The sequence below is a fragment of the Streptomyces yunnanensis genome, from assembly GCF_029011865.1.
In the GTDB taxonomy this organism is placed as follows: domain Bacteria; phylum Actinomycetota; class Actinomycetes; order Streptomycetales; family Streptomycetaceae; genus Streptomyces; species Streptomyces yunnanensis.
In genome coordinates this window covers 6,431,504-6,451,440 of sequence record NZ_CP095749.1, presented here as the reverse complement: position 1 = coordinate 6,451,440, position 19,937 = coordinate 6,431,504, and the positions used below count along the sequence as shown (strand labels likewise).

Sequence of the window (19,937 nt, the reverse complement as noted above, 5' to 3'; positions counted from 1 at the left end):
AGGAGACCGCCAAGAACGGAGTGTTCATCTGTGCGTCAGCTGCGCCTGGGCGTCGCCATCCTGACCATGGGAAACCGCCCCACCGAGCTGCAGGACCTGCTGGATTCGGTGGCGAAGCAGGATCTGCCCGCGACGCACATCGTGGTCGTCGGCAACGGCTCGCCGCTGCCCCCGCTGCCCGACGGCGTCACCGGTGTGTCGCTGACCGAGAACCTGGGTGTCTCCGGTGGCCGGAACGTCGCCCTGGACGAGCTGCGCAAGCTCGGCGACCTGGACCTGGTGGTCGATCTGGACGACGACGGGCTGCTGATCAGCACGGACGTCTTCAGCCGGCTCGCCGAACTCTACGCGGACGACCCGAAGTTGGGGATCGTCAGCTTCCGCATCGCCGACGAACTGGGCCGCACCCAGCGCCGCCACGTGCCGCGCCTGCGGGTCGGCGATCCGCAGCAGGGCGGGCTGGTCACGACGTTCCTCGGCGGCGGGCACGCACTGTCCGTGCCGATGCTGGACCGGATCGGCGGCTGGCCGGACGAGTTCTTCTACGCCCACGAGGAGACCGACCTGGCCTGGCGGGCGCTGGACGACGGCTGGCGCATCCGTTACGCCCCGGAGGTCGTGTTGCAGCACCCGTACACCTCGCCGACCCGGCACGCGGTGTACCACCGGATGGTCGCCCGGAACCGCGTCTGGCTCGCGAAGCGTCATCTGCCGGCCGTGCTGGTCCCCGTCTATCTGGGGGTGTGGGCGGCGCTGACGGCCGTCCGCGGCCGCTCGGCGGCGGGCATGCGGGCCTGGGCCGCGGGCTTCGCCGAGGGGGTGCGCACCCCGTGCGGCCGACGCCGGCCGATGCGCTGGCGCACGGTGTGGCGGATGACCCGGCTGGGGCGTCCGCCGGTCATCTAAGGGTTGTCCCCCGCCGGCCCACCGCCCGGTCGCTGCGGAAGCGGAACGCTCTCCGGCGTCTTTGCCGCCCTCTTTAAGGAACCGTCAACTTTCTGAGAGCGTCTTCGCGTACGAACTTTACGAACCGGTGGGGAACTGCTCGATCCGGCGAGTGGGGACGGCAGTTAGGGGCGTGTTCGCGTGGGCGTGGTACTTCCGGGTTGGGCCGACGAGATCCTCGACATCATCGGCGTCTCGTGGCCGAATGTGGACGAGGACGACTATCGCGCGATGGCGGATTCCTTGAGGGGATTCGCGAACGACATCGAACACGGGGCGAACCAGGCGCATCAGGTGATCGAGAGCCTGGTGGGCACGGCGGGGGGTTCGCTGGGGGTGGCGGCCCTCAACGCCCACTGGGGCAAGGTCAACGGCAAGCACCTGAAGGGGCTCGCGGAGTGCGGGCGCATGGCGGGGACCGCCATGGACGTCGTCGCCGGCCTCGTCGAGGGCGCCAAGATCGCGGCCATCGCCCAACTCGCCATCCTGGCCGCGGAGGTGATCGCGGCCCAGGCGGCGGCGCCGTTCACCTTCGGCCTGTCCGAAGTGGGGGCGCTGGCGGGTACGCAGGCGACCCGGATCGCCGTGAAAAAGATCATCAAGGAGGTCTGCGAGCAGGTCGTCGAGCAGGTCGTCAGCGTCGCGCTGTCGCCGATCGAGGAGGCGCTCGGGGCGATGGTCGGCGACCTGGTGGTCCAGGTGGGGGCCAACGCCCTCGGGGTGCAGAAGGGCATCGACGTCGGCCATGCGGCCCAGGCCGGCAAGGAGGCGGGGAAGTCCGCGGCCGGTGCGATGCAGTTGCTCAGCGCCGGCGGGGAGGGCGGCAGCGGGGGCGGTGGGGGCGGCGGCTTCACCTTTGATCCGGACGCCCACGACAGTGTGGTCACCGGCCTGCAGAGCGCCGGCGGCACCTTCCGCAGCGGGGCCGGCGGCAAGCTCGGGCGGGCCAAGAGCCATCACGGTCGGACCCGCGGCAAGGACGCCATCGCCAACGCCGCCGCCCCGATGATCGACAAGGCGCTGGAGGGGCTGGAGACCGGCGTCAAGCGGACGGCGGACCATCTCGACGACAAGATGGTCAACGGCGTCAAGAAGATGAAGCTGAACCATCGTGAGAACGACGAAGGTATCGCGTCCGACCTCAAGAACATCGGCAAGAATTCGCACGGCAATGCGCCGATGTACAACGTCAGTGACAAGGGGAAGGTCACCCGTCTCACCACCGAAGGACACAAGGACCTCACCGCCGAGGACCGGAAGCGGCTCACGCCGATAGGACTTCTGAGCGACGACCACGTCCCGCGGCGGGAGGCCGGCAAATATCCGCTGCCACCGGCGGACGAGCGCAAGCGGAAACCCTCCCAGCAGGTTGCGTTCGGGAGTACGGACCTGTCACAGGCCACCCAGCTGGCGCGGCACGCCAACACCGGCGCGGGCAGCAAGCAGGGAGATTACGGGCGGGTCAGCAAGGGGAAATTCTCCAGTCGGAACTACGCCGCGGCACGGTATGGCGAACGTGGCGCCGATGATGAATTCGTGCTCGTCGGCCGCAGTAAATGGCCGGGAATGCACTCCGAACGTCAGGTCGGCATCCCGTTCCTGGACTCCGGAAAATCGAAAGGCATGTCCGAGCTCTATACCGAGCGTGAGCCCTGTACCACCGGGCCCGGCACCAGGGACTGCAGCGCCTGGATGTCGCACCATCTCCCGGGCGACGTCAAGGTTTCGCACACCGTCGAGTACGGCGACACCGCGGAGTCCAAGAAGAAGGGAAACGACGAAATGGAGAAGTATCTCAACGGCATTAATCGGCGCAAGAAGTAGCGATTGACGCGGAGAAGTCACCTCCGATAAGATCACCGGATTCCCGCACCTTACCGACAGGACAGAAGATGCCCCAGCTCACCGACCGGTCGATGATGGAGTCGGTATTCCCTCCGGAAAAGCTCGTCACGCTGGAGGAAGCGAAGCTGCCGGCGGAAATCGATGCGGCGACATGTGCGCTACTGACCGCCACGGGCCTGCCGGACGACCGGAGTTCCTTTTTCGTGCTCGACGGCGGCCTCTTCGTCGGGGAAACTCCCGACCGGTTCCGCCGGTGCGCGCAACTCAGCCATTTCTCCGAGTACCACGACATGCCGGAGGGCTGGGCGGAGTGGCTGGTGCTGGGCGAGATCCACTACGACGTGGTGGTGCTGGACCCGGTCTCCGGTGCCGTCCACGCCCTGCCGGACGGGGAGTTCACGGCCCGTCCGCTGAATCAGAGCCTGGACTCCTTCCTCTATTTCCTCTACCTCCTCGAACTGGAACGCCCCGGCTACGACGCCACGGTGTCGGAGGACCTGCCCGACCCCGAGGCGCTGGCGGAGTCCCTCCGGGAGCGCATGCGCAACGCCGATCCGCTGCCGTTCGAAGGGGTGGAGCCCGTCTGGTCGGAGGAGGCCGACTGGGAGGCCGAGGACGCCGCGCCCGTTCCGACGTGGGACGGTGTCCTCTCAGACGTGTACGAGACGGTGGGTTAGGCGGAGTCGTCCATGACAGTGCCCGAGGGTGAACTGCGGAAGTTCGGACCGGAGGCGGCGGGCGAGCCGTTCGCGGTCCCGGAGAGCGTCCACCGGCTGGCGCAGGTCGCCGTCCCCTGGACGGTCGGCCCCTATTTCTCCACCTCCCCCGACGACCCCGTCGTGCTGGACGCCTATGCGGAGTCCGTCGGGACGGAGGTGGCCCGCGAGGAGCAGCGGCAGTGGGCGCGCCTGGGCACCGACCGCGGCTACGAGCTCTGCGCCGCCCCCGGGGGCGAGGTGCGGGCGGTACTGCTCGGATACCAGGAGCCGTCCCGGTTCGTGAGCTCCTCGCCCGAGCAGTTCGCCCAGTCCCTGCGCGAACTGGACCGGGCGCTGCGCGTCATCCTCGGCACCGACCGGCCGGAGGCCGCCGCGGAGGCGTTCGCCGCGGCGGAGCGGCAGCTGCGCGCCACGGACCCGGCCGCCTTCGCCGACCGGGAGAACTGGTGGCCGCTGGTCCTCGACGACATCCGGGACACCGCCGGCACGGAGTGGTACGCGGCCTTCGAGTACGTCGGCGACGACGGCGAGAAGCAGGTGGTGACCCGCGCCGGGGGCATCGCCCTGCACCCCGAGGAGAGCCTGTGGTCCGCGCTGCGCGGCGCGGGCGTCGAGCCGGCCCAGGTGACGCGGATCCACACGGAGTTGGAGGCGTGCTTCCTGCCCGGCCACTACTGCTCGCTGTGGCTGGCCCAGATGTTCCCGGACGCCGAGTTGACCCACAACTTCCCCTACGGCGAGAGCGCCGAATCCCGGGCAGAGGGGATCCGCCTCCTTCGCGAGGCGGCCGCCCAGCAGTGACAGCGGCAGGGGGAGAACCGCCGATGACGACCACCGCACACCCTGAGAAGGCGCCCGGGACGGCGGCCTGGCCGGCACTGGACGACCGCCACGCGGCGGCCGGTCGGGCCCTGCTCGACTGGGCCGCCGCGGCCGACGGCGAGCTGTCGCGGCTCTGCCTGGTCCGCGGCGGCCGGGCGAGCGGCAAGAGCCATCTGCTCGCCTGGTTCCTCGCCGGGGCGGGCACCGACCAGCGGACCACCGTCCACGCCACGGTCCCCGCCGCCGGGCTCATCGCCGACTCCGTCGCCTGGGAGCTGGGCCGCCAGCTCGGCTACGGCCCGCTGCCCCCGCACCGCCTCCTGGCCCGCGTCGCCGCCGACTCCCGGCCGCTGCTGCTCCTCCTGCCCGATCTGCACCTCGCCGGCCGCGGACCGGCCGACCACGCCCCGGCGGACCCCGGCACGCTCGTCGACGAGCTCCTCGTCCCGCTCCTGGGGCTGCCGCACGTGCGCGCCGTCGCGGAGACCGGCACGACCGCCCTCCTCGACGACACGGAGCCCCACGTCATCGACCTCGGCGAGGCCCCCTGGCCCGACGCCGCGCCCCCGCCCGCCCCGTCCGAGGAGGCCCCGGACGCGGACGCCGCGGCCCTGCTCGCCGCCGTCCCGCGCACCGCCGACGGCAGGGCGCGGTGGGACGAGGCGCCGCCGGCCGCCCGCGAGCACGTCCTCGACGCCGTTCTCGGCACCGAGGACGGCGGCACCGCGGCGGGCTCCCTGCTCGCCGACCCCGGCTTCCTCCTCCACGGCTCCGCCACGGCCATCACCGCGGCACTCCGCGATCCGGCCACCGTCGCCCCCGCGGGCCTACGTGCCATCTGGGACCGCGCCGCGCCCCACCTGTCCGGTTCCGCGGACGACGACCTGGCCCGCGCCGCCGTCCTGCACGCCGCCGCCCTGACCACCAGCGCCACCCTCACCGAATACCTGCGCCCGCTGGCCGAACGGCACCTGTGGACCGCGGTCCGGGCGCACCACGACGTGCCGGCGGCCGCCCACTGCCACCTCCCGCACCAGGACGGCACCCTGCTCGTCGCGGACGCCCTGGGCCGGCTGCACCGCCACGACGCGGGCACCGGCGAACGCACCGGCGTGGTGCCCACCCCCGCGGGGCTCCGTCCCTTCGGCCTGGCCGCCGCCGGCCCGGAGGCGGTGCTGCTGTTCGACGGCAGCGGGCCGCTCTTCCCCCTCACCCCCGACGAGGAGGGCCCGGCCGGCACCGTACTGGGGCACATCGCCGCCCACCACGGCACCGCGGCGCTCGGCTCCGCGCCCTCCCGGCCCACCGCGCTCGGCGCCGACGGCCAGTCGCCGACGGCCGTCGTCGGCGACGCCGGCGGAGCCGTCCACGTGTGGTCCCTGACCTCCTACCGGCCCCTGCCGCACTCCCGCCGTCTGCACAGCGTCCCCGTCACCGCCGTCACCTGCCTGCGGCTGCCCGACGACGTCACCCTCGTCTTCAGCGCCGCGCTCGACGGCTCGATCCGTCTGTGGGAGACCTCCGGGGAACCGATGGCGGGCCCCGTGGAGCAGCGCCCGGCCCTCGTCACGGCCCTCGCCGCCGCCGACACCCCCGCCGGCCCGCTCCTGGCCGCCGCCTGGAACGACGCCGAGCTGCACCTCTGGCACCTCACCAGCGGGGCCGTCCGCACCCTGCCGCTGTTGTACCGCTGCAACGCCCTGACGCTCTCCCCCACCGGCCGTCTGACCCTCAGCGGCCCCGACGGCCTGCACACCCTGCAACTCGCCCTCGACCGCCTCCGGAACTGATCGCACCCGCCCCACGGGTCGGCCGGGGACGGCCATCGGCCCACCCCCGGACCCCAGTTCCCGCGCGGCAGGTCGACGAGCCGTGCAACTCCGGGCCCCCGGCGACCAGTTCCCGCGCCGGCACCGGCGGCTCCTCGCGGGACGACGCCACGCACGAGGTTTCCGGGCCCGTCGGCCGGCCCCGGCGTCGCCGCACACGCTCCGCGACCGCCCCGTGGGCTCCGCGCCCCGGTGCGACCCCGTGTGTGTCCCCCGTATGGCCCTGTGCGGCCCGTGGACCGTTTTCGGGGCCGAAACGACGAGGGCCGCCACCCGGAGGTGGCGGCCCTGCTGCCGTGATGTGGCTGGTCAGACGATCTTGCACTGGCCTGCCGTGGTGGGGCGGGTGGGACTCGAACCCACGGCCGACGGATTATGAGTCCGCTGCTCTAACCGGCTGAGCTACCGCCCCTCACGGCGCGTCGCGCACATTTGTGCGCGCCGTCTGCCGCAGCATAGCCGCTCATACGATCTGCTGCCCGTGCGGGCTGCCGTGCGGCGACCTTGCACGCCCAAGAGGACTTCGACCACCCCGGGTTCGGTTCCCGGACATAAGAAAAAGGACCCCTTCCGGGGTCCTCGTTCCCTCTGCTCCCCCGACTGGACTCGAACCAGTAACCCTCCGGTTAACAGCCGAATGCTCTGCCAATTGAGCTACAGGGGATTGAGCTCCCCCGACTGGACTCGAACCAGTAACCTGCCGGTTAACAGCCGGCTGCTCTGCCAATTGAGCTACAGGGGATTGCTCTGCTTGCCTCGAATGCATCGCTGTCCGGGGCTCCGGACGGCGGGCGCTCGCTGCGACACATACATTAGCGCAAGCAGGGGGGTGCTCCGCCAATCGGTATCCCCGGAGATCGCCACGGCCGGCTCCGGGGCCGGTGGGCAGGTGCCCGCCCGGCGTCCGGTGCCGGCCGGCACCGGACGGGATCGAGCGGCAAGGGAAAGGTGGAGCGATGCGCTACCGGCTCACGTTCATCGCGGGACTGGCGGTGGGATACGTGCTCGGCACCCGGGCCGGGCGGGAGCGGTACGAGCAGCTCCGCAAGAGTGCCCAGCGGATCGCGCAGAATCCCGCCGTCCGCAACACCGCGGAGTCGGCCGCGCTGGGCGGGCGGCAGGCCGCGTCGAAGGCGTTCGCCGCGGTGTCCGACAAGGTCGGGGACCGGCTGCCGGGCCCGGTGGCCGAGCGGGTGCGGTCGCTGCGGGAGCAGCGCGCGGCCGACGAGGACGACTGGGGCACCAGCAATACGTGAGCCCGGAGGCCCGGTGGGCAAACCCTGACTCTCTCCCCATGGCGTGCATGGGGCATCATCTGGGGCCATGGGGATAGTCGCCGGGTTGGACAGTTCGTCCGCGAGCACACGGATCGTCGTCTGCGATGCGGACACGGGTGCCGTCATCAGGCAGGGGTACGCGCCGCACCCCGTCGAGAAGGGGCCCGAGGTCGATCCTCAGGCGTGGCTGATGTCGCTCGGCGAGGCCGCCGGGAACGGGCTGCTGGAGGGCGTCCAGGCGATCGGTGTGGCGGCGCAGCAGCACGGGCTGGTGGCGCTGGACGCCGACGGGAATCCGGTGCGGCCGGCGCTGGTGGGCAACGACAAGCGGGCGCAGAGCGCGGCGGCGGACCTGGTGGACGCGCTGGGCGGGCGGGCGGCCTGGGTGCAGGCCGTCGGGTCGGTGCCGCAGGCGCAGCACGCGGTGACCAAGCTGCGGTGGCTGGCGCGCACCGAGCCGGCGAACGCGGCCCGGGTCGCGGAGGTCATGACGCCGCACGACTGGCTGGCCTGGCAGTTGCTGGGCCGGCCGGCGCGGCGCACGACGGACCGGGGCGGGGCCTCGGCGACCGGCTACTGGTCGGCGGCGACCGGCGCGTACCGGCCGGACCTGGTGGAGCTGGCGCTGGGGCACCAGGTGCGGCTGCCGGAGGTGCTGGGGCCGTCGGGGACGGCGGGTTTCACGCCGGAGGGGCTGCTGATCTCGGCCGGGACCGGCGAGACCATGGCCGCCGCCTTCGGGCTGGGTGTCGGGGTCGGCGACGCGGTGGTGTCGCTGGGTGCCTCGGGGTCGGTGTTCGCCATCCACGACGAGGCGCCGGCGGACCCGTCCGGGACGATCACGTCGTTCGCCGACGCGACCGGGCGGCATCTGCCGGTGGTGCACACCACCAATGCGGTGCGGGTGCTGCGCGGTACCGCGGAGATGCTGGGGACGGATCTGGCGGGGCTCTCGGAGCTGGCGCTGCAGTCGTCGCCGGGCGCGTACGGGATGGTGCTGCTGCCGTATCTGGAGGGCGAGCGGACGCCGCATCTGCCGCACACCGCGGGGTCGTTGCACGGGATGCGGCGCGAGAGCATGAAGCCGGAGCATCTGGCGCGGGCGGCCGTGGAGGGCATGCTGTGCGGGCTCGCGGACGCGCTGGACGTGCTGCGGGCCCGGGGGGTGGCGGTGCGCCGGGTGTTCCTGCTGGGGGCCGCGGCGGAGCTGGGTGCGGTGCAGGCGGCCGCGCCGGGGCTGTTCGGGGCGCAGGTCGTGGTGCCGCAGCCGGCCGAGTACGCGGCGCTGGGCGCGGCCCGGCAGGCGGCGTGGGCGTGGCAGGTGGCGCACGGGACGGCCGTCCCGGCCGCCGGTGGGGACAGCGGTGCGAGGTATCCGGAGCCGCCGCGGTGGCCGGCCGCGGCGAGCCAGGTCTTCGAACCGGGCGAGGAACTGCCGGTGTGGCAGGCCGTGCGGCAGCAGTACGCGGCGGTGCGGGACGAGGCCCATCCGGGGGCGTTCCAGCGGGAGGGCTAAAGTCGCGGGCGACCGGTTCGGCCTCAGTCGAGGTAGCCGCGGAGCTGGTCGGCGAAGGCGTGGTCGCGGAGTTTTCCGAGGGTCTTGGATTCGATCTGCCGGATGCGTTCGCGGGTGACGCCGAAGATCCGGCCTATCTCCTCCAGGGTGCGGGGGCGGCCGTCGGCGAGGCCGTAGCGGAGCTGGACGACCTTGCGTTCGCGTTCGCCGAGGGTGGACAGGACCGCGTCGAGGTGTTCGCGGAGCAGCAGGAACGCGGCGGATTCCACGGGTGAGGCGGCGTCGCCGTCCTCGATGAGGTCGCCGAGGGCGACGTCGTCCTCCTCGCCGACGGGGGCGTGCAGGGAGACCGGTTCCTGGGCCAGCCGCAGGACGTCGGTGACGCGTTCGGGGGTGAGGCCGAGGTGGGCGGCCACCTCCTCGGGGGTGGGTTCGTAGCCGCGTTCCTGGAGCATCCTGCGCTGGACCCGGACGACGCGGTTGATCAGTTCGACGACGTGGACCGGGACGCGGATGGTGCGGGCCTGGTCGGCGAGGGCGCGGGACATCGCCTGGCGGATCCACCAGGTCGCGTAGGTGGAGAACTTGTAGCCGCGGGCGTAGTCGAACTTCTCGACGGCGCGGATCAGTCCGAGGTTGCCCTCCTGGACGAGGTCGAGCATGGTCAGGCCGCGGCCGACGTAGCGTTTGGCGACGGAGACCACCAGCCGCAGGTTGGACTCGATCAGGCGGCGTTTGGCGATCCGGCCGCGGACCACCAACGTGTCGAGGTCGTGGGCGAGTTGGGAGTCGAGGTCGGGGGTGCGGGTGAGTTTCTCCTCGGCGAAGAGGCCGGCTTCGACGCGGCGGGCCAGGTCGACTTCCTCGGCGGCGGTGAGCAGCGGGATCCGGCCGATCTCGCGGAGGTACTGGCGGAAGAGGTCGGAGGAGGGGCCGCCGGTGTCCGGGCGGGGCGCGGGGTCCGCGGTGTCCGTGGGGTCCACGGTGTCCGTGGCGTCCGTCGTGTCGGTCGCGTCGGCCGGGTCCGCTGCGTCGGCCGGGTCCGGGGCGTCGGGGTGCTCCGGGGGGATCTCCGCGGCGAGGAGTTCGACGGCGGGGGGTTCGGCCTGCTGCGGCACCGCGACCGGCGCGGGCAGCAGGCCGGTATCGGGCGGGGCGGCCGGTGCGCCGCCGGCAGGTGCGGCGGGGAGGGTCCGGGTCTGCACGGGGGCGACCTCCAGGTGATCGCGGCTGGGGCGGCACGAGGACCGGGCGGAGGCGGCCGAGCCGCCGGGGCCGCCGCACGGTCACACGCGGCGGCGCGGGGGCTCACGGCCCGCACGGCGGCGCGTACGGGCGGATGTGCCGCGCTCCGGGGACTTACGGCACCGCTCCTCAGTGTGGAGTACGACACATGTCCGCCACGAGGGGCGTGCGAGCACTTTTTGAGTCCGGTCCGTGACCGAATGGCTACCCGGAGGTGGCGGAGGGGGGCGGCGGGGTTCCCGGGGCGGGTGGGGCGGTCGTACGGAGTGGGGCTCAGAGGGCGGCGGCGCCGCGTTCGCGGAGGGACTGGCCGTACTGCTGGAGGACCCAGAGTTCGTTCTGGACGGCGGCGAGTTGCTGGGGGTCGGCGCGCGGGCCCAGCCGCTGGAGGGTGCCGCGGATCTCCGTGACGCGTTGGTTGACGGCGGCGAGGCGGACGGCGACCAACTGGACGCCGGCGTACGCCTCGTCGGGGTCGCGGCGGGTGTGCAGCGGTTCCACGGCCAGCTCGGTGACCATGGCGCGGACGGTGTCGTCGGGGGCGGCGTCGCGCACCCGGGCCAGATAGTCGCCGTCGGCGGATCCGGCGGAGGCGCCGCCGGCCTCCTCGATGCACTGGCGGACGACGGCGTACGGGGGTGCGGTGAACTCGTCGGCGCCGTAGGCGTCGAAGGCCGGGGAGACCAGGTCGGGGCGCTGGAGGGCGAGCTTGAGGAGTTCGCGTTCGACGCGGTGGGCGGGGCTGCGGAGGTTGAGGGCGGGGCCGCCGGCGCCGGGCGCGGGGCGCTGCGGCTCGGCGGCGGGGGGTGCGTCGTGGCGCTGCGGGCGGCCCTGGCCGGGGCCGCCGTCGCGGCCGCGCTCGCGGGCCCAGCGGGCGAGCTGGGAGACCCGGCGGACGACGAACTGGGTGTCCAGGATGCCGAGCATGCCGGCCAGCTGGACGGCCGACTCGTGCTGGATGGCGCTGTTCTTGATGCGGGCGACGATGGGGGCGGCCTCGTCGAGGGCGGCGGCCCGGCCGACGGGGGTGTCGAGGTTGTGCCGGGAGACGACCTGGCGGAGCGCGAACTCGAAGAGCGGGGTGCGGGACTCGACGAGGTCGGCGACGGCCTGGTCGCCCTTGGCGAGCCGCAGGTCGCAGGGGTCCATGCCGCCGGGGGTGATGGCGATGGAGGTCTCGGCGGCGAACTTCTGGTCGTCCTCGAAGGCGCGCAGGGCGGCCTTCTGGCCGGCGGCGTCGCCGTCGAAGGTGAAGACCACCTCGGAGCCGGAGTTGTCCATCAGCAGCCGGCGGAGGATCTTGATGTGGCCCTCGCCGAAGGCGGTGCCGCAGGTGGCGATGGCGGTGGTGATCCCGGCGAGGTGGCAGGCCATGACGTCGGTGTAGCCCTCGACGACCACCGCGCGGCTGCTCTTGGCGATCTCCTTCTTGGCGAGGTCGATGCCGTAGAGGACCTGGGACTTGCGGTAGAGGGGGGTCTCGGGGGTGTTGAGGTACTTGGGGCCGTTGTCGTCGTCGCGGAGCTTGCGGGCGCCGAAGCCGACGACCTCGCCGGCGATGTCGCGGATGGGCCACATCAGGCGGCCGCGGAAGCGGTCGATGGGGCCGCGGCGGCCCTCCTGGGAGAGGCCGGAGAGGACCAGTTCCTTGTCGGTGAAGCCACGGCCGCGGAGGTAGCGGGTGAGGTGGTCCCAGCCGGCGGGGCTGTAGCCGACGCCGAAGTGCTGGGCGGCGTCCTGGGCGAAGCCGCGCTCGGCGAGGAACCGCCGGGCGATCTCCGCCTCGGGGCTCTCCAGCTGGTCGGTGTAGTACTGGGCGGCGGCCTTGTGGGCCTCGACGAGGCGGGTGCGCTCGCCCTGCTGGCGGCCGGGGGTGTAGCCGCCCTCCTCGTAGCGGAGGGTGATGCCGGCCTGGGCGGCGAGGCGCTCGATGGTCTCGGCGAAGGAGAGGTGGTCGATCTTCATGACGAAGTCGACGGTGTCGCCGCCCTCTTGGCAGCCGAAGCAGTGGTAGAGGCCCTTGGCGGGACTCACGTGGAAGGACGGGGACTTCTCGTCGTGGAAGGGGCACAGGCCCTTGAGGTTGCCACCGCCGGCGTTGCGGAGCTGGAGGTACTCGGACACGACGGCGTCGATCGGGACCGCGTCCCGTACCGCCTTCACATCGTCATCGTTGATCCTGCCTGCCACGGGTGAATTCTACGGTGGGGGTCGGACAGTCCCCGGCGGGCGAGTCCCGCCGGGGGCGGGGCGGGGCTGCCGGGCTCAGCCGAGCAGGTCCCGGAAGCGGTCCACGCCGATGTTGCCGCCGGAGACGATCACGCCGGTGCGGGCCGGTCGAGGGTCCCCCGCGGGCCGTCCGGGCGCCGGTGGTGGGCCCAGGCGGCCGGCGAGCAGGGCGGCGAGGGCGCTGGCGCCGCTGGGCTCGATGACGATCTTGAGGCGTTCGAAGGCGAAGGCCATGGCGGCGCGGATCTCGTCGTCGGTGACCAGGACCACGGAGTCGACCAGGCGTCGGTTGATCGCGAAGGTCAGCTCGCCGGGGGTCTCGACGGCCTGGCCGTCGGCGATGGTGCGGGGCACGGGGACGGCGACGCGGTGGCCGGCGGCCAGGGAGCGGCGGGTGTCGTCGCCGGCCTCGGGCTCGACGCCGATCATGCGGATACCGGGGGCCAGGGCGGTCGCGGCGGTGGCGGCGCCGGCCATCAGTCCGCCGCCGCCGACGGGCACCAGGAGGACGTCGAGCGGGCCGGTCTCCTCCAGGAGCTCCAGGGCGGTGGTGCCCTGTCCGGCGATGACGTGCGGGTGGTCGTACGGGGGGACGACGGTCAGGCCGCGCTCCTCGGAGATCCGGCGGCTGATGGCCTCGCGGTCCTCGGTGTAGCGGTCGTAGGTGACGATCTCGGCGCCGTAGCCGGCAGTGGCGTCCCGTTTGGAGCGCGGCGCGTCGGCGGGCATCACGATGACGGCGTGGGTGCCGCGTTCCCGGGCGGCGAGGGCGAGGGCCTGGGCGTGGTTGCCGGAGGAGTGGGCGACGACCCCACGGGCGAGCTGCTCGGGGGTGAGGTGGGAGAGGGCGTGGTAGGCGCCGCGGAACTTGAAGGCGCCGGCCCGCTGGAAGTTCTCGCACTTGAGGAACGCCCGGGTGCCGGTCCGCGCGTCGAGGGTGCGGGAGCGCAGCACGGGGGTGCGGTGGGCCACGCCGGAGAGCCGGCGGGCGGCGTCCCGGACGTCGTCGAGGGTGACGCCCGGGGTGCCGCTTCCGTCGGGGACGGCGCTGCCCTCGGAGCTGGTGGGGCTCGTGTGGCCAGGGGTCATACCTGCACGTTACGGGAGCAACGAGGCCAGCGGAATGGTGGGATCGGCCAGCCGCTCGGGTGCCAACGGGGCACCGGCGCGGATGAGTTGCTGGATCTGTTCGGCGACGTCCCAGACGTTGACGTTCATGCCGGCCAGGACGCGCCCCTCGCGGAGCCAGAAGGCGATGAACTCCCGCTTGCCGACGTCGCCGCGGCAGACGACCTGGTCGTAGGAGCCGGGCGGGGCGTAGCCGGAGTACTCCATGCCGAGGTCGTACTGGTCGGAGAAGAAGTACGGGAGGCGGTCGTAGCTGACGTCCTGGCCGAGCATCGCGCGGGCGGCTGCCGGGCCGCCGTTGAGGGCGTTGGCCCAGTGCTCGACGCGCAGGCGGGTGTCCAGGAGGGGGTGGTCGGCGGCGGCCGCGTCGCCGGCGGCGTAGATGTACGGGTCGGAGGTGCGCAGCGCGGCGTCCACGGCGATCCCGCCGCCGTCGGCGCGGTCGACGACGTCCAGGCCGGCCTGTTCGGCGAGGGCGGTGCGGGGGGCGGCACCGATGGCGGCGAGCACGTCGTGGGCGGGGTGCTCCTCGCCGTCGTCGGTGCGGACCGAGATCACCATGCCGTCCTGGCCGACGATCTCGGTGAGGCGGGCGCCGAAGTGGAAGCGGACGCCGTGGTCGCGGTGCAGGTCGGCGAAGAGGGCGCCGAGTTCGGGCCCGAGGATGCCGTGCAGGGGGGTCGGGCCGGGCGCGACGATGGTGACCTCGGCGCCGTAGGAGCGGGCCGCGGCGGCGACTTCGAGGCCGATCCAGCCCGCGCCGGCGATGACCAGGTGGCCGTTCTCGCGCCCCAGGGAGGCGAGGACGCCGCGCAGTCGTTCGGCGTGGGCGAGGCGGCGCAGGTGGTGCACGCCGGCCAGGCCGGTGCCGGGGATGTCCAGGCGGCGGGGTTCGGCGCCGGTGGCCAGCAGCAGCTTGTCGTAGGCGATGAGGGTGCCGTCGCCCAGGCGGACGGTGCGGCCCGCGGGGTCCAGGTGGACGGCGGGCTGGCCCAGGTGGAGCTCGATCCGGGCCTGGGCGTAGAAGGCGGGTTCGTGGACGAAGACGCTGTCCCGTTCTTCCTTGCCGAGCAGGTACCCCTTGGAGAGCGGGGGGCGCTCGTAGGGGTGGTCGCGTTCGTCACAGATGAGGATCACCCGGCCGGTGAACCCTTCCCCGCGGAGCGTCTCCGCGGCCTTCGCTCCGGCCAGGCCACCCCCGACGATGACGAACGTCTGGTGCGTGTCGACCACTTGCTTCCTCCTCGTTGCGGTGCCGTACGTCCGCGTCCGCGTCCGTGAACGCCCCCGTTGGTGCCCCCCGTTGGTACCCCCGTTTCCGGTGCCCCCGTTTCCCCTCGCTCCCTTGATGTGTTCGACGGATTTCGGGTTCCCGTGCGTTCGTGCGGGGACGAGCGTCCCGCACGGAGCGTGAGGGGGGAAGAGGGGCCGCCCCCCTAGGGTCACCCTGGGTTGCCCTAACCGTTACCAGGGGGACGTGTGAGGCGAGCGTGAAGAGTACGCGCGGAGGCGTCGGTGAGCGCGGCGATCTGGTCGATCACGGCGCGCATCCGGGCCCCGTCGTCGGGGGCCGTATCGAACAGCGAACGGAACTGCGGATCAAGGCCGTCAGGGGCGCGGGCGAGCAGCGCCTCGGCGAGTTCGGCGATCACCACGCGCTGGTCGGCGCGGAGCGCCTCCTGGTCCGGGCGCTGTATCACGTAGCGGTCGGCGACGGCCTTGAGAACGGCGCATTCCAGGCGGGTTTCGGCCGGAACCACCAGCTCCGCCGCGTACCGTGTGAGCCGCCCGCTGCCGTGGCGGGCCCGCGTCGCGCCCTCGGCGGCCAGGCAGAAACGGCCGATGAGTTGGCTGGTGGCGTCCTTGAGGCGGGCCTGGGCGAGCGCCGAGCCGTCGTAGCCGTGCGGCCACCACACCTGCTCCAGGAGGCGGTCCAGGGCGGCGGCGAGGTCCGCCTCGCCGGCGCCGGGGGCGTAGCGCTCCGCGGCGACCGCGAAGATCTCGGCGCGTTCGGGGTCGGCGAGCAGGACGTTGGGGTCCAGGTGGCCGGCGTGCAGCCCGTCCTCGACGTCGTGCACCGAGTAGGCGACGTCGTCGGCCCAGTCCATGACCTGCGCCTCGAAGCTGCGCCGGCCGGACGGGGCGCCCTGTCGGAACCACGCGAACACCGGCAGGTCGTCGGCGTAGACACCGAATTTCACGGCGGCCGGTCCGTCGGGGTGCGCGCCGCGCGGCCAGGGGTACTTGGTGGCGGCGTCCAGGGCGGCGCGGGTGAGGTTGAGGCCGACGCTGACCGGGGCGCCGTCCGGGGCGGGCACGAACCGTTTGGGCTCCAGGCGGGCCAGGAGGCGCAGCGACTGGGCGTTGCCCTCGAAGCCGCCGCAGGGCGCGGCGACCTCGTTGAGGGCCTGTTCGCCGTTGTGCCCGAAGGGCGGGTGGCCGAGGTCGTGCGCCAGGCAGGCGGCCTCGACCAGGTCCGGGTCGCAGCCGAGGGCGGCGCCCAGCTCGCGGCCCACCTGGGCGCACTCCAGGGAGTGCGTCAACCGGGTGCGGGGGCTGGCGTCCCACGCCTGGGTGGCACTGCCGGGGGTGACGACCTGGGTCTTGCCGGCGAGCCGGCGCAGTGCGGCGGAGTGCAGGACCCGGGCGCGGTCGCGTTGGAAGGCGGTGCGCCCGGGGCGTTTGTCCGGTTCGGGGACCCAGCGCTCGGTGTCCGCCGCGGTGTAACCGGGGAGCGCCGCGTGCGGATCCTGGCCGGGGCTGGGAGGAGTTGCCCGTGTTGTGCCCGTCATACCGCGACGGTAGCCGCCCTCGGGGCCTGTCCGGTGGATCAGGGTCGGGGCACGGGCTCCTCGCCTGCCCTTCGGCCGCGGGAGGAGCCGCGAGGGGAGCTATCGGGACGGTGCGGCAACGCGGCGAGGCGCCGTACCGGACGCCGCGGTCCCGGCCGTGATCCGCGGCCGCCGGGCAGGCCATGGGCCCTCGGTGCGGGATCCGGTGCGGGCGCGCAGCGCCTGGTCGTAGCGGTGCAGTACGAGGCGGGCCAGCGCGGGGTGGTCGCCCAGGGGGGCGGCGGCGGGGCCGGGGGCGAGCGCCGCGCACCGGTCGGCGAAGCGGCCGGGGGCGGCGAAGCAGGCGGCGACGGCGATGTCGCGGGGGTGGTGACCGCGGTCGGCCAGCGCGCGGACGGCGTCGGGGACGGTCAGGGCGGCGGCAATCCGGGAGGGGCGACGCGAAGCGTCTCCGTCCGGGGCGGTGGCGGGCGACGGGTGGGCAAAGGCGGGCAGGACGGGGACGCCGCCGAGGCGGGCGGAGAGCAGGTCGGCGGTACGGGCGGTGTCCAGGGCGGAGCGGGGGGCGCGGGAGCCGGCGGCGGCCAGGACGACGGCGGGGCGGCCGGTGTCGTGGGGGCGGGCGGGGAAGCCGGCCTCCAGGAGGCGGTCGTGCAGTGCCTCCGCCAGGAGGGCGTGCGGGCCCAGCGGGGCCGCTATCAGGCCGCTGAGGTGCGGGGCGGCGGCGAGCGCGGCGGGCAGGTCGTGGGTGACGTGGTGGCCTCGGCCGAAGAGCAGCGGCACCAGGACGACCTCGCCGATGCCCTCGTCGCGCAGCCCGGCGAGGGTGTCGGCGAGCAGCGGCCGGTCGAGCTCGATGTGGCCGAGGCGGACGGGGAGGTCGGGGCGGAGCGCGCGGATCTCGGCGAGGAGGGCCCGCACGGTGGGGGCGGCCCCGGGGTGGCGGCTGCCGTGCGCGACGGCCACGAGGGCGGGGGGTGGTGCGGCGGGGCGGCGGCGGGCGTGCAGCCGGACGGTGCGGAGCCGGTTGCTGAGTTCGGCGGTGATCTCGGCGGCGAGGCCGGCGGCGCCCACGGGTACGCAGGGCGCGGGGTGCGGGCCGGGTGCCTGCGGGGAGGTGGCGGGGCTCGGTTCCGGTGCGGGCTGGTTCGCTGTCGACGCCGTCATGGGCCGAGGCTGGCAGCCGGTCGTTGCGGTTCGGTTTCCCGCCGGGGAACTCCGTGTACCGCGGCCCTGCTGCCGGCCTCCCGGCCCGTGGGAGGACTCCGCCGCGCGCCGGAAACCGGGGCGACGCGCCGGCGTAACACGCCCGTTCCACGCTGACCGGCATGACTGCCGCCGACACCGCCACGGTCGAGACCCACTGCCCCTACTGCGCCCTTCAGTGCGGCATGGGACTGCGGCCCACCACCGGGGTGGACGGTCCGGCCGTGGAGGTCGTGGAGCGCCCTGACTTCCCCGTCAACCGGGGCGCGCTGTGCGGCAAGGGGCGGACCGCGTCCGAACTGCTCGCCCCCGGGGCGCGGTTGGTCTCCCCGCTGGTGCGCGACCCGGACACCGGGGAGCTGGTGCCGGCCGGTTGGGACACCGCCCTGGACCGGGTCGCGGAGGGGCTGCGGCGGGCCGGGGCGGTGTACGGGCGGGACGCGGTCGGGGTGTTCGGCGGTGGCGGGCTGACCAACGAGAAGGCATATGCGCTGGGGAAGTTCGCCCGGGTGGTGCTGGGCACCTCGCAGATCGACTACAACGGCCGGTTCTGCATGTCGTCGGCCGCGGCGGCGCAGGGCCGGGCGTTCGGGCTGGACCGGGGGCTGCCGTTCCCGCTGGCCGATGTGGCGCGTACCGGGTGCGTGCTGCTGGTCGGCTCCAACCTGGCGGAGACCATGCCGCCGGCGTTGCGCTACCTGACCGAGCTGAAGGAGAACGGCGGTCGGCTGATCGTCGTCGATCCGCGCCGGACCCGCACCGCCGAGCAGGCCGATCTGCATCTGGCGCCGCGTCCGGGCACGGACCTGGCGCTGGCGTTGGGGCTGCTGCACCTGGTGGTCGCCGAGGGGCGCGTGGACGAGGAGTTCGTCGCCGGGCGCACCCGCGGCTGGCCGGCGGCGCGGGCCGCCGCGATGGCGCACTGGCCGGAACAGGTCGAGCGCCTCACGGGCATACCGGTGCCGCAACTCCGCGAGGCCGTGCGGATGTTCTGCGACGCGCCGTCCTCGATGGTGCTGACCGCGCGCGGCCCGGAACAGCAGGCGAAGGGCACCGACACCGTGGGGGCGTGGATCAACCTGTGCCTGGCCACCGGGCGGGCGGGCCGGGAGCTGTCCGGATACGGCTGCCTGACCGGTCAGGGCAACGGTCAGGGCGGCCGGGAACACGGCCAGAAGGCTGACCAGTTGCCCGGCTACCGGCGGCTGGACGATCCGGCGGCCCGCCGCCATGTGGCGGCGGTGTGGGGAGTGGACCCCGACGCGCTCCCCGGGCCGGGCCGCAGCGCCTACGAGCTCCTGGACGCGCTGGGCGGGGACGTCCGGGCGCTGCTGCTGATGGGGTCCAACCCGGTGGTGTCGGCGCCGCACGCCGCCCATGTGGAGGAGCGGATCCGGGCGCTGGACTTCCTGGCGGTGGCGGACGTGGTGCTGTCCGAGACGGCGGCGCTGGCGGACGTGGTGCTGCCCGTCGCCCAGTGGGCGGAGGAGACCGGGACGACGACCAACCTGGAGGGCCGGGTGCTGCTGCGCCGCCGGGCCCTGGACCCGCCGCCCGGGGTCCGCACGGACCTGGCGGTGCTCGGCGGGCTGGCGGCGCGCCTGGGGCACCCGGTGGGCTTCCCGACCGAGCCGGCGGAGGTCTTCGAGGAGCTGCGGCGCGCGTCGGCGGGCGGTCCGGCGGACTACTCGGGCATCACCTACGCCCGACTCGCGGCGGGGGACGGGGTGTTCTGGCCGTGCCCGGCGGAACGGGCGGACGCGGCGGGGACGGCGCCCGCGCCGGAGGCCGCGGCGCGGGCCGGCGCGCAGGTCGCGTCAGCGGCCACCGCGGCGGCCGCCCCGGAGGCCGCGGCGCGGGCCGTGACGGGGGCACAGGCGGTCGGCGGGGACCCGGTCGGACTCCCGGTCCACCCCGGCACGCCCCGGCTCTTCCTGGAGCGGTTCGCGACGCCCGACGGCCGGGCCCGGTTCGTGCCCGTCACGCACCGCCCGGCGGACGAGGAGGCCGACGCCGGGTATCCGGTGGTGCTGACGACGGGGCGGGTGCTGGCCCAGTACCAGTCGGGGGCGCAGACCCGCCGGGTGGCCGCGCTGAACGCCGCCGAGCCCGGCCCCTACGTCGAGCTCCACCCGCGGCTGGCGGACCGGCTCGGCGTCGCCGACGGCGAGCCGGTCGCGGTGGTCTCCCGGCGCGGCCGGGCGGTGGCGCCGGCCCGGGTGAGCCCGGCGATCCGCCCGGACACGGTGTTCATGCCGTTCCACTGGCCGGGCGAGGGCCGTGCCAACAGCCTCACCAACCCGGCGCTCGACCCGGTGTCCCGGATGCCGGAGTTCAAGGTGTGCGCCGTACGGATCGAGCGGCTGGAGCGGTAGCGGCGTACG

General features: G+C 73.9%; 14 protein-coding genes and 3 tRNA genes. 8 read left to right on the top strand and 9 right to left on the bottom strand.

Annotation, left to right across the window (positions count from 1 at the left end):
• Window positions 1-30 precede the first annotated feature (30 nt).
• From MOV08_RS28135 to MOV08_RS28115, 5 genes are all read left to right on the top strand, one after another.
• A complete protein-coding gene (locus tag MOV08_RS28135) occupies window positions 31-906 on the top strand; it encodes a glycosyltransferase family 2 protein (protein ID WP_073442137.1) in 876 nt (291 codons plus the stop codon).
• 180 nt (window positions 907-1,086) lie between these two features.
• The gene (locus tag MOV08_RS28130) at window positions 1,087-2,769 is read left to right on the top strand and encodes a nucleic acid/nucleotide deaminase domain-containing protein (RefSeq protein WP_275309369.1); all 1,683 of its coding nucleotides are present in this window, start codon (window positions 1,087-1,089) and stop codon (window positions 2,767-2,769) included.
• A 68-nt stretch (window positions 2,770-2,837) separates the two neighbouring features.
• Complete coding sequence (locus MOV08_RS28125) at window positions 2,838-3,467, top strand: SUKH-4 family immunity protein (RefSeq protein WP_275309368.1); 630 nt, start codon at window positions 2,838-2,840, stop codon at window positions 3,465-3,467.
• Window positions 3,468-3,479: 12 nt separating this feature from the next.
• Complete coding sequence (locus MOV08_RS28120) at window positions 3,480-4,310, top strand: nucleic acid/nucleotide deaminase domain-containing protein (RefSeq protein WP_275309367.1); 831 nt, start codon at window positions 3,480-3,482, stop codon at window positions 4,308-4,310.
• A gap of 23 nt (window positions 4,311-4,333) precedes the next feature.
• On the top strand, window positions 4,334-6,121 hold the full coding sequence (locus tag MOV08_RS28115; protein WP_275309366.1) for a WD40 repeat domain-containing protein: 1,788 nt from the start codon (window positions 4,334-4,336) through the stop codon (window positions 6,119-6,121).
• A 374-nt stretch (window positions 6,122-6,495) separates the two neighbouring features.
• Here MOV08_RS28115 and MOV08_RS28110 read toward each other — a convergent pair.
• The 3 genes from MOV08_RS28110 to MOV08_RS28100 all read right to left on the bottom strand — a co-directional run bounded on the left by MOV08_RS28110 (window position 6,496) and on the right by MOV08_RS28100 (window position 6,902).
• Window positions 6,496-6,572 (bottom strand) — tRNA-Ile (locus tag MOV08_RS28110).
• 179 nt (window positions 6,573-6,751) lie between these two features.
• Window positions 6,752-6,824, bottom strand: a tRNA-Asn gene (locus MOV08_RS28105).
• Between the two features lie 5 nt (window positions 6,825-6,829).
• Window positions 6,830-6,902 (bottom strand) — tRNA-Asn (locus MOV08_RS28100).
• A 214-nt stretch (window positions 6,903-7,116) separates the two neighbouring features.
• Here MOV08_RS28100 and MOV08_RS28095 point away from each other — a divergent pair.
• Both MOV08_RS28095 and MOV08_RS28090 read left to right on the top strand, forming a co-directional pair.
• Window positions 7,117-7,416: a hypothetical protein gene (locus tag MOV08_RS28095; RefSeq protein ID WP_039636661.1), complete on the top strand. Its 300-nt coding sequence runs from the start codon at window positions 7,117-7,119 to the stop codon at window positions 7,414-7,416.
• A gap of 67 nt (window positions 7,417-7,483) precedes the next feature.
• On the top strand, window positions 7,484-8,953 hold the full coding sequence (locus MOV08_RS28090) for an FGGY family carbohydrate kinase (RefSeq protein WP_275309365.1): 1,470 nt from the start codon (window positions 7,484-7,486) through the stop codon (window positions 8,951-8,953).
• Window positions 8,954-8,976: 23 nt separating this feature from the next.
• On the opposite strand, the gene MOV08_RS28085 is transcribed toward MOV08_RS28090, so the two are convergent.
• The 6 genes from MOV08_RS28085 to MOV08_RS28060 all read right to left on the bottom strand — a co-directional run bounded on the left by MOV08_RS28085 (window position 8,977) and on the right by MOV08_RS28060 (window position 17,514).
• Window positions 8,977-10,173 (bottom strand): RNA polymerase sigma factor, encoded by a 1,197-nt coding sequence (locus tag MOV08_RS28085; protein WP_420834305.1) that lies wholly within the window; start codon window positions 10,171-10,173, stop codon window positions 8,977-8,979.
• Between the two features lie 298 nt (window positions 10,174-10,471).
• Complete coding sequence (gene dnaG, locus MOV08_RS28080; protein WP_275309363.1) at window positions 10,472-12,388, bottom strand: DNA primase; 1,917 nt, start codon at window positions 12,386-12,388, stop codon at window positions 10,472-10,474.
• A gap of 75 nt (window positions 12,389-12,463) precedes the next feature.
• A complete protein-coding gene (locus tag MOV08_RS28075) occupies window positions 12,464-13,516 on the bottom strand; it encodes a pyridoxal-phosphate dependent enzyme (protein WP_039636655.1) in 1,053 nt (350 codons plus the stop codon).
• 9 nt (window positions 13,517-13,525) lie between these two features.
• Window positions 13,526-14,788 (bottom strand): NAD(P)/FAD-dependent oxidoreductase, encoded by a 1,263-nt coding sequence (locus MOV08_RS28070; protein ID WP_275309362.1) that lies wholly within the window; start codon window positions 14,786-14,788, stop codon window positions 13,526-13,528.
• A gap of 224 nt (window positions 14,789-15,012) precedes the next feature.
• Entirely contained in the window at window positions 15,013-16,347 is a 1,335-nt protein-coding gene (locus MOV08_RS28065; protein WP_275309361.1) for a deoxyguanosinetriphosphate triphosphohydrolase, read from the bottom strand.
• Window positions 16,348-16,446: 99 nt separating this feature from the next.
• Window positions 16,447-17,514, bottom strand: coding sequence for a sirohydrochlorin chelatase (locus MOV08_RS28060; RefSeq protein ID WP_275309360.1), 1,068 nt, complete (start codon window positions 17,512-17,514; stop codon window positions 16,447-16,449).
• A gap of 161 nt (window positions 17,515-17,675) precedes the next feature.
• Between MOV08_RS28060 and MOV08_RS28055 the strand changes: the two genes are divergently transcribed.
• Window positions 17,676-19,928 carry a molybdopterin oxidoreductase family protein gene (locus MOV08_RS28055; RefSeq protein WP_275309359.1) on the top strand — a complete coding sequence of 751 codons (2,253 nt, stop codon included), beginning with the start codon at window positions 17,676-17,678 and terminating at the stop codon, window positions 19,926-19,928.
• Window positions 19,929-19,937 lie beyond the last annotated feature (9 nt).

Bases quoted from the DNA above. Each gene is read 5' to 3' on its own strand.
- MOV08_RS28125 (WP_275309368.1), top strand. From the start codon at position 2,838: ATGCCCCAGCTCACCGACCGGTCGATGATGGAGTCGGTATTCCCTCCG.
- MOV08_RS28120 (WP_275309367.1), top strand. From the start codon at position 3,480: ATGACAGTGCCCGAGGGTGAACTGCGGAAGTTCGGACCGGAGGCGGCG.
- MOV08_RS28115 (WP_275309366.1), top strand. From the start codon at position 4,334: ATGACGACCACCGCACACCCTGAGAAGGCGCCCGGGACGGCGGCCTGG.
- MOV08_RS28095 (WP_039636661.1), top strand. From the start codon at position 7,117: ATGCGCTACCGGCTCACGTTCATCGCGGGACTGGCGGTGGGATACGTG.
- MOV08_RS28090 (WP_275309365.1), top strand. From the start codon at position 7,484: ATGGGGATAGTCGCCGGGTTGGACAGTTCGTCCGCGAGCACACGGATC.
- MOV08_RS28075 (WP_039636655.1), bottom strand. From the start codon at position 13,516: ATGACCCCTGGCCACACGAGCCCCACCAGCTCCGAGGGCAGCGCCGTC.
- MOV08_RS28065 (WP_275309361.1), bottom strand. From the start codon at position 16,347: ATGACGGGCACAACACGGGCAACTCCTCCCAGCCCCGGCCAGGATCCG.
- MOV08_RS28060 (WP_275309360.1), bottom strand. From the start codon at position 17,514: ATGACGGCGTCGACAGCGAACCAGCCCGCACCGGAACCGAGCCCCGCC.
- MOV08_RS28055 (WP_275309359.1), top strand. From the start codon at position 17,676: ATGACTGCCGCCGACACCGCCACGGTCGAGACCCACTGCCCCTACTGC.